The 13,411-nt window shown below is 75.3% G+C and carries 13 protein-coding genes; 8 read left to right on the top strand and 5 right to left on the bottom strand.

The features are described from left to right. The first annotated feature begins 27 nt into the window (after nt 1–27). Nucleotides 28–771: a maleylpyruvate isomerase family mycothiol-dependent enzyme gene (locus tag ACZ5NJ_RS09810; protein ID WP_468764187.1), complete on the top strand. Its 744-nt coding sequence runs from the start codon at nt 28–30 to the stop codon at nt 769–771. Between the two features lie 41 nt (nt 772–812). Here ACZ5NJ_RS09810 and ACZ5NJ_RS09805 read toward each other — a convergent pair whose 3' ends face one another. The 3 genes from ACZ5NJ_RS09805 to ACZ5NJ_RS09795 form a co-directional block, all read right to left on the bottom strand. Beyond that, nucleotides 813–1,274 (bottom strand): hypothetical protein, encoded by a 462-nt coding sequence (locus tag ACZ5NJ_RS09805; protein WP_468764186.1) that lies wholly within the window; start codon nt 1,272–1,274, stop codon nt 813–815. A gap of 173 nt (nt 1,275–1,447) precedes the next feature. After that, on the bottom strand, nt 1,448–2,431 hold the full coding sequence (locus ACZ5NJ_RS09800) for a spherulation-specific family 4 protein (protein ID WP_468764185.1): 984 nt from the start codon (nt 2,429–2,431) through the stop codon (nt 1,448–1,450). Nucleotides 2,432–2,585: 154 nt separating this feature from the next. Continuing rightward, complete coding sequence (locus tag ACZ5NJ_RS09795) at nt 2,586–3,284, bottom strand: TetR/AcrR family transcriptional regulator (protein WP_468764184.1); 699 nt, start codon at nt 3,282–3,284, stop codon at nt 2,586–2,588. Nucleotides 3,285–3,403: 119 nt separating this feature from the next. On the opposite strand from ACZ5NJ_RS09795, the gene ACZ5NJ_RS09790 reads away from it, so the two are divergent. Beyond that, nucleotides 3,404–3,904: a nitroreductase/quinone reductase family protein gene (locus tag ACZ5NJ_RS09790; protein ID WP_468764183.1), complete on the top strand. Its 501-nt coding sequence runs from the start codon at nt 3,404–3,406 to the stop codon at nt 3,902–3,904. Nucleotides 3,905–3,953: 49 nt separating this feature from the next. Here ACZ5NJ_RS09790 and ACZ5NJ_RS09785 read toward each other — a convergent pair whose 3' ends face one another. Then, entirely contained in the window at nt 3,954–5,129 is a 1,176-nt protein-coding gene (locus ACZ5NJ_RS09785) for a geranylgeranyl reductase family protein (protein ID WP_468764318.1), read from the bottom strand. 358 nt (nt 5,130–5,487) lie between these two features. Between ACZ5NJ_RS09785 and ACZ5NJ_RS09780 the strand changes: the two genes are divergently transcribed. After that, nucleotides 5,488–6,852: a M20/M25/M40 family metallo-hydrolase gene (locus tag ACZ5NJ_RS09780; RefSeq protein WP_468764182.1), complete on the top strand. Its 1,365-nt coding sequence runs from the start codon at nt 5,488–5,490 to the stop codon at nt 6,850–6,852. 110 nt (nt 6,853–6,962) lie between these two features. After that, nucleotides 6,963–7,670 carry an MBL fold metallo-hydrolase gene (locus tag ACZ5NJ_RS09775; protein WP_468764181.1) on the top strand — a complete coding sequence of 236 codons (708 nt, stop codon included), beginning with the start codon at nt 6,963–6,965 and terminating at the stop codon, nt 7,668–7,670. Nucleotides 7,671–7,725: 55 nt separating this feature from the next. On the opposite strand, the gene ACZ5NJ_RS09770 is transcribed toward ACZ5NJ_RS09775, so the two are convergent. Then, entirely contained in the window at nt 7,726–8,709 is a 984-nt protein-coding gene (locus ACZ5NJ_RS09770; protein WP_468764180.1) for an NUDIX hydrolase, read from the bottom strand. Nucleotides 8,710–8,905: 196 nt separating this feature from the next. On the opposite strand from ACZ5NJ_RS09770, the gene ACZ5NJ_RS09765 reads away from it, so the two are divergent. The 4 genes from ACZ5NJ_RS09765 to ACZ5NJ_RS09750 all read left to right on the top strand — a co-directional run bounded on the left by ACZ5NJ_RS09765 (nt 8,906) and on the right by ACZ5NJ_RS09750 (nt 13,386). Then, complete coding sequence (locus ACZ5NJ_RS09765; RefSeq protein ID WP_468764317.1) at nt 8,906–9,895, top strand: LacI family DNA-binding transcriptional regulator; 990 nt, start codon at nt 8,906–8,908, stop codon at nt 9,893–9,895. A gap of 22 nt (nt 9,896–9,917) precedes the next feature. Further along, nucleotides 9,918–11,951 (top strand): sensor histidine kinase, encoded by a 2,034-nt coding sequence (locus ACZ5NJ_RS09760; protein ID WP_468764179.1) that lies wholly within the window; start codon nt 9,918–9,920, stop codon nt 11,949–11,951. After that, nucleotides 11,915–12,568 (top strand): response regulator transcription factor, encoded by a 654-nt coding sequence (locus ACZ5NJ_RS09755; RefSeq protein WP_468764178.1) that lies wholly within the window; start codon nt 11,915–11,917, stop codon nt 12,566–12,568. Before ACZ5NJ_RS09760 ends, ACZ5NJ_RS09755 begins: the two co-directional genes overlap by 37 nt. Nucleotides 12,569–12,702: 134 nt before the next feature. Then, nucleotides 12,703–13,386: a VC0807 family protein gene (locus ACZ5NJ_RS09750; RefSeq protein ID WP_468764177.1), complete on the top strand. Its 684-nt coding sequence runs from the start codon at nt 12,703–12,705 to the stop codon at nt 13,384–13,386. Nucleotides 13,387–13,411 lie beyond the last annotated feature (25 nt).

Genomic DNA, 13,411 nt, shown 5'->3' with positions numbered 1-13,411 from the left:
GTCAGGGGCTGCTGGCAGACTCGGGGCATGAAGATCACCGAGTACGTGGAGACGCTCGCGCGGGAAGGCGAGCTGCTGGCCGTCGAGGCCGAACGGGCGGGCACCGACGCGCCGGTGCCCACCTGTCCCGAGTGGCGGGTGACCGGTCTGCTGCGGCACACGGGGGCGGTGCACCGCTGGGCGGCGGGGTTCGTGACGGGCGGCCTGGTGGATCCGGTGCCGTTCCCCGAAGCGCCCGAGCTGGCGGGGGGCGAGCTGCTGGCCTGGTTCCGGGAGGGGCACGCGGAGCTGGTACGGGCCCTGACGGAGGCCCCGGAGGAGCTCGTCTGCTGGACGTTCCTGCCGACGGCGGCGCCGTCGCCGCTGGCGTTCTGGGCGCGGCGCCAGGCGCACGAGACGACCGTGCACCGTTTCGACGCGCAGTCCGCGCGGGGCGCGGCCTTCTCCGAGGTGACCCCGGAGTTCGCGGAGGACGGGGTGGACGAGCTCCTGACCGGCTTCCACGCCCGGCCGCGCAGCCGGGTGCGCACCGAGGAGCCGAAGGTGGTGCGGGTGCGGGCGGCGGACACGGGTGCGGTGTGGACGGTGCACCTGTCGAAGGAGCCGGCGCGGACGGTGCGGGGCGACACGGGCGACCCGGTGGACTGCGAGCTGACCGGCGAGGCCTCCTGGCTGTACGCGGCCCTGTGGAACCGGCTCCCGCTGGCCGGCCCGGCCGTCACCGGCGACGGGGCACTGGCCCGCCTGTGGCAGGACACGGCGCGCGTCTGACGCGCGCGTCCGCGCGTCCGACGCGGCGCGCGCGGCGCCGGTCACAGGCGGAACAGCACGCCCCGCCAGGTCCATCCGGCGCCGAGGACGGCCCGCCGCAGGGGATCCCTCATGTCGCGCGTGCCGAACCGGAAGGTCTCCACCTTCCGCCGGGCGCCGTCCGTCCCCTCGGCGAACCCCCACTGCCGGTACACCATGTCCGACGGCCCGCGCCCGTACTCCCGGCCGGAGCCGTCGGCCGCCGGCCCCCACCGCTCTTCGAGGACCCGGACCGCGTGCACGCCGGCGTCCAGCCGCATCCTGGTCCTGAGGGTAAGGTCCAGGGCCGCGACGGTGCACTCCGCGACCAGGTCGGCGCCCTCCTCCGGGGTGGCCGCGCGCACGGTGAAGGGCCCGTCGGCGCCGGCGGCGAGCAGCGCCGCGCGTACCTCCCCGGCCGGCCGCGGTACGACACCGGGGCGCGGGTGGGCGGTCCCGGTCAGCCTGTCCCTGATCCTGCCCACCGCTACGCCTCCGCCGCCGTGCCGGGGTGGCGGCCGCGGCCGGGTCCGGCCGGCCGCCGGGGGACGGATACGTCTGGCATGTCCGCGCCCTCCCGCCGAGAGGACCTGATCGTACGCTGCGCCGCCCGCCCGCCCGGCCGCCGGGCCGGCGGTGGCCGGGCCGGCCTGCGGGGTCACCCGAGGGTGGCCGCGTGGCCGGTCTCGGGGCCGAAGCGCCAAGTGGGGGCCGTGTCCCACGGGTTGGGCATCGCCGCGCTGGTCGCGTAGGCGTAGCCGGCGCCGCGCGCGAAGGCGGCGGCGAGGGTGGCGCGCATGGCGGTGGCGTCGGGGACGTCGTGGACGAGGTGCCAGAAGGCCGTGCCGCTCGGGTCGAGTTCGGCGCCCGGGCGGTAGCCGCCCGTGGCGTCGAAGACGTTGCCGCCGGGCCAGCCGCCGCCCGTGTAGGCCGCGTAGGTGCCCTCGTAGGTGACGAAGACGTCGGCGGTGCGGTGGCCGGGTTCGAGGTAGCAGTCGGCGGTCGCGGTACCGGGGTTGTCGACGACGAGGTCGGCGGCGTCGGGGTCCACGGCGTGCATCGTGTCCTGGACGTAGCGGCGCAGGGCGGCGTAGTGGTCGCGGGTGGCGTTCGCGGGGCCGCAGTCGCGGCTGACGACGTCGAAGAAGATGCCGTCGACGTGGAGCCGGCCGTCGGGGGCCTTGAGGTAGTTGTCCACGGAGGCCCGGACGGCGGCGGGGTCGCGGTCGCCGTGGTCGGTGTGGACGTAGCCGATGACCTTCGTCCGCTCGCCCGTGGCGGTGGTGCCGGCGCGCAGGGCGTCCGCGCGGGCGCGCCAGGAGGAGTCGAACGGGGCGTCGCCGTTGCCCGGGTTGAGGACGACGACGGAGGCGGCCGGGCCGGTGGCGGTGAGCTCGGCCAGCACGGGGTCGTCGGCCCGGACGTAGGCGGGGACGGCGATCTCCAGGCCGCGCACCCCCGGCGCGCGGGGCGTGCGGGCCGCGGCGGGCTCGGCCGGCCCGGATCCGGCGGACCGCCCGGCGGACGGTGCGGAGGGCGGGGGCTCCGCCGGCGAGGTCACCGCCGGCGCGGGCGCGGCGAGCGCCGCGGTCACCAGGACGGCGGAGAAGGCCTTCAGAGCGCGGGCGGGGGCCAGGGCCATGGCTGTTCCTCCGGCGGCGGCGGGGACGACCCGAGGAACAGTAGGTGCGCCCCCTGCCGGCCGGGCCGGAACCGCTGACATCGCCAGGAGGAACAGAGAAACGATTCGTCACCTCATCGCGTGAATCCCCGCGGGGTCGCTCGTGGACCCCGCGTCAGAGCGCCGGAAGGCCCACCGCGTGCGCCAGTTGACCGGCGGCGTGCGCGAAGAAGGCGTCACGCTCCTCGACGACGTTCTCGAACTGCCCGAACAGTTCGAAGGAGACGAGACCGGCGAGCTGCGCCCAGGCGGCGACGAGGGCGGCGGTCACCTCCGGGGGCAGGTCCAGGCCGAAGTCGGCCGTCATCCGGTCGGCCTCGGCGCGCAGCGTCGCGGGCAGCGGCGGCAGGGCGAGGCCGCGGCCCGCGTGGGCGGAGCGGACGATGCCGATGAGGACATTGGCGACGCGGGAGGCCGGGACGATGGTCTCCTGGGGCGCGCTGTAGCCGGGGACGGGGGAGCCGTAGATGAGGGCGTACTCGTGCGGGTGCGCCAGCGCCCAGGCGCGGAACGCCTCGCAGACGGCGGTCCAGCGGGCGCGCGGCGGGACTCCGGCGGCGAGGGCGGCCGCGCCGGCCGCCTCGGCCGCCGCGCCCACGCTGTCGTACGCGTCGATGATCAGCGCGGTGAGGAGCTCGTCACGGCTCGGGAAGTAGCGGTAGAGGGCGGAGGAGACCATGCCGAGCTCGCGGGCGACGGCGCGCAGCGACAGCTTGGCGGCGCCTTCGTCGGCGAGACGACGGCGCGCCTCGTCCTTGATGGCGGCGGTGACCTCGATACGGGCACGTTCCCTGGCTCCACGCACGGTGCTCATGTGGATCAGTGTGGCATACAAGCGGAGCAGTGCACAAAAACGGGAGCGGCGCTCATTAACGAGAGCACTGCTCTTGCTTTGGTGCACCGCTCCGTGCACACTGGTCTCAAGCGAGAGCAGTGCTCTCGGAAACGCAGCCCGTCATCGCCCCGGAGGCCACCGTGAACGCGTCCACCCCGCACTACATCCAGGCCGGCCCGCTCGAAACCCGTTTCAACGCGCTCTTCGGCAAGCTCGCCCGCCTCGGTATCAGCCTGGCCGGCACGGCGGAACTGTCGGTGCGCGGCCGCACCTCCGGCACGATGCAGCGGATCCCGGTCAACCCGCACACCTTCGAGGGCGCCCAGTACCTGGTCTCGGCGCGCGGCCACTCCCAGTGGGTCCGCAACATGCGCGTGGCGGGCGGCGGCGAGCTGCGCGTGGGCCGCAAGGTCCGCCCCTTCACCGCCACGGAGCTCACCGACCCGGCGGAGAAGGCGGCCGTGCTGCGCGCCTACCTGGAGAAGTGGGGCTGGGAGGTCAACCGGTTCTTCAACGGCGTCACGGCGAAGTCCACCGACGCCGAGCTCCGGGCCGCCGCCGGGGACCACCCGGTCTTCCGCATCGCGGTGACCGGCTGAGCCCCGCCGCGGCCCGGCGCCGTCAGCTCCGGCCGCTCCGGCCGCTCCGTCAGCTCCGGCCGCTCCGGGCCAGACGGGCGTCCAGCAGGTGCAGCGCCTTGCGCGCCAGGGGATGCGTACGGACCAGGCCGGCCAGGTCCGTCGACCCGCGCGTGATTCCCGCGAAGGCGTTCCAGGCGGGCCGCAGCCCCGTCAGCGCCGCGTGCACCAGCCCCGGACGGGACTCGAACACGGTCAGCATCCGCTTGCCGACGCTCATCTCCACGCCCAGCCCGGCCTTGACCGCGAAGGCGTAGTTCAGCGCCTGGCGCCGCGCGTCCACCGCGTCCTGCGCCTCGGCGATCTTCGCGGCCCACTCCCCCGCGAGCCGTCCCGAACGCAGCGCGAAGGAGATGCCCTCACGGGTCCACGGCTCCAGGAGCCCGGCCGCGTCACCCGCCACCAGGACCCGGCCGCGCGACAGCGGCGACCCCGGCTTGCGGCAGCGCGTCAGGTGCCCCGAGGAGACGGCCGGTTCGAAGCCGGCCAGGCCCAGCCGCGCGATGAAGTCGTCCAGGTACCGCTTGGTCGCGGCGCCCTCGCCCTTGGCCGAGATGACCCCGACGGTGAGGGTGTCCCCCTTGGGGAAGACCCAGCCGTAACTGCCCGGCAGCGGACCCCAGTCGATGAGGATCCGGCCCTTCCAGTCCTCGGCGACCGTCGCCGGCACCGGGATCTCCGCCTCCAGCCCGAGGTCGACCTGGTCCATCTCCACCCCGACGTGGGCGCCGATACGGCTCGCGCTGCCGTCCGCGCCGACCACGGCGCGGGCCAGCACCGTCTCCCCGTCCGCCAGCACCACGGCGACCGTGCGCCGGTCGGGCACGGACGCGCCGTGCTGCTCGACCCGGCTCACGGCCGTGCCCGTACGCAGCGTCGCACCGGCCTTCTCGGCCTCCGCGACCAGCGCCGCGTCGAACTCGGGCCGGTTGATCAGCCCGAAGAGCATCCGCTTCGCACGCCGGGTGCGGGTCAGCTTCCCGTCCAGGGAGAAGGTGACCGCATGGATCCGGTCCTTGAACGGCAGCACGAAGCCCGGCGGGAGGGCGTCGCGCGAGGGGCCGATGATGCCGCCGCCGCAGGTCTTGTACCGGGGCAGTTCGGCCTTCTCCAGCAGCAGGACGCGCCGCCCCGCGCCGGCCGCCGCGTACGCGGCCATCGCCCCGGCCGGTCCGGCGCCGACCACGACGACGTCCCACGTCTCGCCGACACCCTCGGCCGCCCCGCCGCCCGCTTCCGCGGCCTCGGCCCGGTCCGGCGCTCCGGGCCCGGTCCGTGCCCCGGGGCCGCTCTCCGCTCCGGGACCGGTCTCCGCTCCGGCCCGGGAACCTGCCCCGGCCGCCCGCTCCGCTTCCGTGCCGGATCCGCCGTCAATGCTGTCGTCGCTGGTCACGATGGGCTGCTGCTCCTGATCACACGTTGCTCCGATGCCGGGAAGATCCTACGGCGCGCTGCCGGCTCGCTCCGCTGTGCGAGGATCGAGCGGACCCCGCCGTACCCCGGCGTACACCACGTACAACGTCGCACCCAAGAGGAGCGTGCCCATGTCGCAGAATCCGATCGCCGAGACCGTCGCCTCGCTGATGCCCCGCGCGAAGGCGGAGCTGACCGAGCTGGTGGCGTTCCAGTCGGTCGCGGACTGGGCACAGTTCCCGAAGAGCGAGAGCGAAGGCGCCGCGAACTGGGTGGCCGACGCCCTGCGCGCCGAGGGCTTCCAGGACGTGGCCCTGCTCGACACCCCCGACGGCACCCAGTCGGTGTACGGCTTCCTGCCCGGCCCCGAGGGCGCCCCGACGGTCCTGCTGTACGCGCACTACGACGTGCAGCCGCCGCTGGACGACGCCGCCTGGATCTCCCCCGCCTTCGAGCTGACCGAGCGCGACGGCCGCTGGTACGGGCGCGGCGCGGCGGACTGCAAGGGCGGGTTCATCATGCACCTGCTGGCGCTGCGCGCCCTGAAGGCGAACGGCGGCGTGCCGGTCTCCGTGAAGGTGATCGTGGAGGGCTCGGAGGAGCAGGGCACCGGCGGGCTCCAGCAGTACGCCGAGGCCCACCCCGAGCTGCTGACCGCCGACACCATCGTGATCGGTGACGCGGGCAACTTCCGCCTGGGCCTGCCGACGGTGACGGCGACCCTGCGCGGCATGACCCTGATCAAGGTCAAGCTCGACACGCTGGGCGGGAACCTGCACTCCGGCATGTTCGGCGGTGTCGCCCCCGACGCCCTGGCCGCGCTGATCCGCCTGCTGGACTCGCTGCGCTCCGAGGACGGTTCGACGACGGTCGACGGTCTGGCCTCCGACGCGGTGTGGGAGGGCCTGCAGTACCCCGAGGCGGACTTCCGCGCCGACGCGAAGGTCCTGGAGGGGGTCGAGCTGATCGGTGAGGGCACCATCGCCGACCGGCTGTGGGCCCGTCCGGCCGTCACCGTGCTGGGCATCGACTGCCCGCCCGTCGTCGGCGCGACCCCCTCGGTCCACGCGAGCGCCGGCGCGCTGATCAGCCTGCGCGTGCCGCCGGGCGTGGACACCGCCGAGGCCATCAAGCTGCTGGAGGCGCACCTGATCGCGCACACCCCGTGGAAGGCGAAGCTGGAGCTGGAGGTCGTGGGCCAGGGCCAGCCGTTCCAGGCCGACACCACCAGCCCCGCGTACGCGTCGATGGCCGCCGCCCTGCGCGAGGCGTACGACGGCCAGGAGATGCAGATCAGCGGCATGGGCGGCTCGATCCCGCTGTGCAACACGCTGACCTCGCTGTACCCGGCGGCCGAGATGCTGCTGATCGGCCTGAGCGAGCCCGAGGCGCAGATCCACGCGGTGAACGAGAGCGTCTCCCCGGAGGAGCTGGAGCGGCTCTCGGTGGCCGAGGCCCTGTTCCTGGTGAACTACGCGGAGTCCAAGCGCGGCTGACGCCTTCCGCGTCACGTCGGTGTACGCCCAGGGCGCAGTGCGCCCTGGGCGTACTGCGCTCCCGGTGAACGCGCGTGCGCGGGCCGGGGCCGTCCGCCTACGTTCGTCGTATGGATCTTGTGGAAGTACTCCCGCACCGGCTGCACATGCTGCGCTTCCCCATCGGTCAGGCCTATCTCTGGCAGGACCGCTCCGGGGAGGCCCTGACCCTGATCGACTCGGGACCGGCCGGGGCCGCCGGCGCGATCGAGGGGGCGATACGGTCCCTCGGGCTCGCGCCGGAGCGGCTGGAGCGGATCGTCCTGACCCACTGCCACCGCGACCACGTCGGCTCGGCCGGTGAACTCGCCGCCCGGCTGGGGGCGGAGGTGCTGGCGCACCGGCTGGACGCCCCGGTGGTGCGGGGCGAGCAGCCGGTGCCCGAGCCGGTGCTGCTGGACTGGGAGCTCCCGCTCTACGCGCACGGCCTGACGGTGCCGCAGGCCCCGCCGACGCCGGTCGACCGGGAGCTGGAGGGCGGCGAGGTGCTGCCCTTCGGCGGCGGGGCGGTGGTGGTCCACTCCCCCGGGCACACCCCGGGCAGCATCGGCGTCCACCTCCCCGAGCACGGCGTGCTGTTCACCGGGGACTGCGTGGCGGGGGTGGGCGAGGTGATGCTGGGCGTCTTCAACACCGACCGCGCCCTGGCCGTCGCCTCCTTCCGCCGCCTGGCCGAGCTGTCCCCGACGGTGGCCTGCTTCGGCCACGGCGACCCGCGGACGGAACACACCGCGCGGGCCCTGCGCGAAGCGGCGGCCGCCGCGGCGGCCACGGTCTGACCGACGGGGCGGCGCCGGGCCGCCCGCCGCGCCGCTCGCGGCCCGCCCCGCAGGGCTACGGCGTCGGGCAGCCCGCCTCCAGGTACAGCGGCCGCCCCCGCTCCCGCGCCCGCAGCGCCCACCGCAGCCGCTCGTACCGCTGCGGCGGCAGCATCCCCGCGGCCTCCTGCTCCGTGACGAACCGCCAGGCGCGCAGCTCCGGCCCCGGCAGCCGCAGCCGCGCGGCCCGCGCCTGCGACAGCCGGCCGCCGTCGAACAGCAGCCGCAGCCCCCCGTAGGCCGGGGACCGGGGCGCCTCCCAGTCGACCACCAGCAACTCGGGCACCCGGTCCAGGGTCAGGTCCAGTTCCTCCGCGACCTCCCGTACGCCGGCCCGCGCGGGGGCCTCGCCCGGCTCGACGACCCCGCCCGGGAACTCCCAGCCCGGCTTGTACGTCGGATCCACCAGGAGCACCCGGTCCAGGTCGTCGAAGAGCAGCACCCCCGCCGCCACCGTCTCCCGCGTCGGCTCCGGGGTCTGCACGATGTCGCAGACCGTCGCCGTGTCCGTCCGCACGGCGTCGGCGATCCGCTGCGCCGTCTCGCGTGCGGTCAGCCGGCCGTTGTCGATGACGTGCGCGTCGGCGGTCAGCCAGCCCAGCGCCTGCCGGTAGGCGGGGAGGTCCCGGCGGTCGGCGACCCGCTCGCGCAGGATCGTTTCCGCAGGGGCCAGCAGCACGTGCCGCACGGGAATCCGGCGGGCCGCCAGCGCGCCGAAGATCTCGTCCCGGTACTCCTGCCGCAGCAGCGTCATCGGGACGACCAGCACCCCGCCCACCTCCGCCAGCACGGCCGCCGCCGCGTCGACGACGAGCCGCCGCCAGCTCGGCAGGTCCTGCTGGTCGTCGACCTCCGCGAGGCGTTTGCCCGGCAGGAGGCGGCGCAGCGCGTCCCCTATGAGCTCCGGGTCGTACAGGGTGCTGTCCGGCAGCAGTGCGGCCAGTTCGCGGGCCGTACCGGTCTTCCCGGCACCGCAAGCGCCGTTGATCCAGACGATCACGTCTACCCCTCTCCCATGGGCTCGCCTCCGAAGCCCCCAGTGGCTTGCCCGCCCCACCCCGCCCCGGAAACCCGCTCTCCGGCCGAGTGCATATCCTCGAGGTCGGAGCGCCCCGCCACCCGCCGTCCCCGGAGGTTTCCCCGCCGTGCCGCAGAACCGCCGTCCGTCCGAGCCCCGTTACGGCAACCGGCCGACCATGAAGGACGTGGCGGCCCGGGCGGGCGTCGGCCTGAAGACGGTCTCCCGGGTCGTCAACGGCGAGCCGGGGGTGACCCCGGACACCGAGCGGCGGGTGCAGGACGCCATCGAGGCGCTCGGCTTCCGGCGCAACGACAGCGCCCGCGTCCTGCGCAAGGGCCGCACCGCCACCGTCGGCCTGATCCTGGAGGACCTCGCCGACCCCTTCTACGGCCCCCTGAACCGGGCCGTCGAGGAGGTCGCGCGCACCCACGGCGCCCTGCTGATCAACGGCTCCAGCGCCGAGGACCCGGACCGGGAGCGGGAGTTGGCGCTCGCGCTGTGCGCCCGCCGGGTGGACGGGCTGATCGTGATCCCGGCCGGCGACGACCACCGCTACCTGGAGCCGGAGGTCCGGGCCGGGGTGGCGACGGTGTTCGTGGACCGCCCGGCGGGCGGGATCGAGGCGGACGTGGTGATGTCGGACAGCTTCGGCGGCGCCCGCGACGGGGTGGCCCACCTGATCGCCGCCGGTCACCGGCGGATCGGCTTCATCGGCGACCACCCCCGCATCCACACCGCCACGGAACGCCTGCGCGGCTACCGGGAGGCGATGGCGGGCGCGGGCCTGCCGGTGGCCGAGGCCTGGGTCTCCCTCGGCTCGACGGCCCCGGAGCGGGTGGCGTCGGCGGCCGGGGCGATGCTGGCGGGCCCCGATCCGGTCACCGCCGTCTTCGCCGGCAACAACCGGGTGACGGTCACCGTCGTACGGGTCCTCGCGGGGCTGTCCCGGCCCGTGGCGCTGGTCGGCTTCGACGACTTCGAGCTGGCCGACCTGCTGCGCCCCGGTGTCACGGTCGTCGCCCAGGACCCGGCGGCACTGGGCCGGGTGGCCACGGACCGCCTCTTCCAACGCCTCTCGGGCACCGCCCTCCCCCCGACCCGCATCGTCCTCCCGACCCGCCTGATCCCCCGCGGCTCGGGCGAACTCCCGCCGGCCGCCGGGTGAGCGGCCGTGCGAAACTGGGCGGATGCCCGCTCCGATCGCCCGCGACGAACGACATGCGGCGCCGGCCGGGGCGGTCGGCGCCCCGGCCGCGTTGCGGACCTGCGCGGTGGCGCCGCTGCGGGGCGCGGCGCTCGCGCTCCTGGGTCTGCTGGGGCTGACGGCCCTGCTGCCGGCCGCGGTCGCGGTGGCCGTGGGCGCTCCGGGCATCCTGGACCTGTTCCGGCGGCTGCCGCGATTGCGGCGCGACCTGGCCGGCCGCTGGTCGGACACACCGGTCGGCGATCCCTACCTGCCCGAGCCCCCGGAGCCCCGCCCGCGTGACGGCGGGCTGTTCCGCGACGGGAGGCGGCTGTACACCTCGTATGGTGCGGCGTTGCACCGGAGGCGGGTGCGGCAGGTGCGGCGGGATCCGGCGACCCTGCGCGACCTGGCCTTCCTGCTGTTCGACCCGTTCGTCGGGGTCCCTGTGGCCGCGTTGCCCCCGGCGCTGGCGGCCGCCGGTCTCCTCGGGGTGGCCGGGGCCCTGTGCCGGGCGGGAGGCGGCTCCGGCCCGCCGGGGACGGCCTGGGCCGGTCCGGCGGTGGTGGCCGCTGCCGGGCTGGTGCTGCTCGCGGCGGGGCTGACGGTCGGGCCGGCCGCCCTGTGGGTGCACGGCTGGTGGACACGGTCGCTGCTGGGCCGCCGGGTCGCTCCGCCGACGGGGTCCGGCGCGCGCGGGCCGGTACGGCGCCTGCGGCTGCTGGGCGGCGCGGTCCTGCTGTCGCTGCTGTCGGTGCTGGGCGCGGTGCTGGCCGCCGTACAAGTGGCGGCGCTGGTGGCCGGGTTGTGCACCGGGCTCGTGGCGCTCTTCCCCAAGGCGGTGGGGGCCTGCCGCCCCTTCGCGGCGCTGGGCCGGCGGCTGGCGGGGGACGTGGCCGGGGTGGAGGTCCCGGCTCCCTACCAGCCCGCGCCTGAGCCGGTGCGGCGCGGGCCCGACGGCCACTACCAGTACGGGCGGCGGCTGTACCGGACCCCGCACCTGGTGCGGCAGTTGCAGCTGATGCGCCACACCGTGCACGACCCGGCGGTGTGGCGGGACCTGCTGTGGGCGGCGGCGAATCCGGTGGTGGCCGCCGTGACCCTGGCGGTGCCCCTGGCCGTCGCCGGCTTCTCGCTGTTCGGGCTGGTGGCGGCCGGGGTGCTGGACCTGGTGACCGGCGGGAAGGGCCCGTACGGCTTCTGGGACGAGGTGCTGCACCGGCTGCCGGCGGGAGCGGCCCTCCTGGGGCGCCCGTGGGCGGCGGTCGCGGTGGGCGCGGCGCTGGCGGCGGCGGTGGCGTGGGTGGCACCGTACGCGCTGCGGGCGCACGCCCGTTTCGCGGTGTGGCTGCTGCGGCCGACCCGGCAGACGCAGCTCGCCCGCCGGGTGGAACGGCTGGCGGAGACCCGTGCGGACGCCGCCGGGGTGCAAGCCGCCGAACTGCGGCGCATCGAACGGGACCTGCACGACGGGGCCCAGGTGACGCTGGTCGCCATCGGGATGACGCTGCGCGTGGTCGAACGGCGGCTGGGCGAGGAGTACCCGGAGCTGCGCGAGCTGGTGGCCGGGGCCCGCCGGCAGTCGGCGACGGCCCTGTCCCAGCTGAGGGACCTGGTGCGGGGCATCCATCCGCCGGTCCTCGCGGAGCGGGGGGTCGGTGACGCGGTCCGCGCGGTGGCGCTGGACCACCCGCTGGAGGTGGAGGTGACGGTGGACCTCCCGGGGCGGCTTGAGGCTCCGGTGGAGGCGTGCGCGTACTTCGCGGTGTGCGAGGTCCTCGCGAACGCCGCCAAGCACGCGGGCGCCACCCGGGTGGGCGTCGACCTCAGGCATTCCGGCGGGATCCTGCGGATGACGGTGTCCGACGACGGCCGCGGCGGGGCCGATCCGGCCCGGGGGACGGGGCTTTCGGGCGTGCGCCGCCGGCTGGGTACATTCGACGGTGATCTTTTCGTGAGCAGCCCGGTGGGCGGCCCGACCCTCGTGACCATGGAGTTGCCGTGCGCATTGTCCTCGCCGAAGACCAGTTCCTGCTGAGGGAGGGGATGGTCCGGCTGCTGGAGTCGTACGCGTTCGAGGTCGTGGCCGCCGTCGACAACGGACCGGAGTTGGCACGGGCGTTGACGCGGCACCGGCCGGACCTCGCGGTCGTCGACGTGCGGCTGCCGCCGACGTTCACGGACGAGGGGCTGCAGGCGGCGCTGGAGGCCCGCCGCGAGATTCCGGGGCTGCCCGTGCTGGTGCTGTCGCAGCACGTGGAGCAGTTGTACGCACGCGAGTTGCTGGCCGACGGGCGGGGCGGCATCGGATACCTGCTCAAGGACCGGGTCTTCAGCGACGAGGAGTTCGTCGACGCACTGCGCCGGGTGGCGGCCGGCGGAACCGCGATGGATCCCGAGGTGATCTCCAAGCTGGTGGCGCGGGGTGAACGGGGCGGCCCGCTGGCCTCCTTGACGGGACGCGAGCTCCAGGTGCTGGAGCTGATGGCGCAGGGCCGGTCCAACGCCGGCATCGCGCGGGAACTGCACCTGAGCGACAGCGCCGTCAGCAAGCACTCGGCGGGCGTCTTCACCAAGCTGGGGCTGACGCAGGACGACAGCGACAACCGGCGGGTGCTGGCGGTGCTGACCTACCTGAACGCCCTCCGTCCCTGAGGGGGTGGAGTTTTCTGCACCCCGGGTGTGCTCGCAGCTCCATTCCGGCGCCACCGCGGGCCCCGTAACGTCGTGCCCGACGGCGGGCCGCACAGGCGGCCCGGACGAGGGAACGGGCGGGGGAGCACACGGTGATGACGGCGGAACGGGAGCGGGCGGACGCACGACGGGGCGACGGGTCGAGGCCGCCGGCCGAGGCCGCCGCCGCACCGAAGGACCCGAAGGCCGCCCTCGTCCGCACCGCGTTCACGGAGGTCGGCGTGCCGCTCGGCCTCTACTACGGGCTGCGCGCCGCCGGCCTCGGCCAGTGGCTCTGCCTGCTCGTCAGCGCGGTCGTGCCGCTGGCCCTGCTGGTCCACAGGATGGCCACGGAGCGCCGGGTCGCGACCGTCACCCTCTTCACGCTGAGCATCATGGTCTGCGGCACGGCCATCACGCTGGTCACCGGCGACGCCCGCCTGCTGCTGGCCCGCGAGAGCTACCTGACGGGCCTGCTCGGCCTGTGGATGATCGGCACCCTGTTCGCCGAGCGGCCCTTCATGTTCACCACCATGGTCGGGATGCTGCCGGAGGAGACCGCCCGAGGCTGGCACGCCGACTGGGAGCGGCACCCGCGCTTCCGCGCCGTGATGCGCTGGATGTCGGTGGCCTGGGGGGCGTCCTTCCTGATCGACGCCGCCGCGCGCGTGGTCATGGCGTACACGCTGCCGGTCGACCTCGTGCCCGTGCTCTCCGCGGCCATGCTGGTGGGCATGCTGATGGCCGTCGTCCAGGTCAGCCGGGCCTACGGGCGCCGCATGCGGGAACGCCTCGCCTGACGGTGCCCACGACCCCCCGCGCGCC

The organism is Streptomyces sp. NPDC032091 (genome assembly GCF_055580265.1).
The sequence above is the reverse complement of the archived record's forward strand: the minus strand, read 5'-3'. Positions and strand labels throughout refer to the sequence as shown.

Bases quoted from the DNA above. Each gene is read 5' to 3' on its own strand.
- ACZ5NJ_RS09810 (WP_468764187.1), top strand. From the start codon at position 28: ATGAAGATCACCGAGTACGTGGAGACGCTCGCGCGGGAAGGCGAGCTG.
- ACZ5NJ_RS09800 (WP_468764185.1), bottom strand. From the start codon at position 2,431: ATGGCCCTGGCCCCCGCCCGCGCTCTGAAGGCCTTCTCCGCCGTCCTG.
- ACZ5NJ_RS09795 (WP_468764184.1), bottom strand. From the start codon at position 3,284: ATGAGCACCGTGCGTGGAGCCAGGGAACGTGCCCGTATCGAGGTCACC.
- ACZ5NJ_RS09780 (WP_468764182.1), top strand. From the start codon at position 5,488: ATGTCGCAGAATCCGATCGCCGAGACCGTCGCCTCGCTGATGCCCCGC.
- ACZ5NJ_RS09775 (WP_468764181.1), top strand. From the start codon at position 6,963: ATGGATCTTGTGGAAGTACTCCCGCACCGGCTGCACATGCTGCGCTTC.
- ACZ5NJ_RS09765 (WP_468764317.1), top strand. From the start codon at position 8,906: ATGAAGGACGTGGCGGCCCGGGCGGGCGTCGGCCTGAAGACGGTCTCC.
- ACZ5NJ_RS09760 (WP_468764179.1), top strand. From the start codon at position 9,918: ATGCCCGCTCCGATCGCCCGCGACGAACGACATGCGGCGCCGGCCGGG.
- ACZ5NJ_RS09750 (WP_468764177.1), top strand. From the start codon at position 12,703: ATGACGGCGGAACGGGAGCGGGCGGACGCACGACGGGGCGACGGGTCG.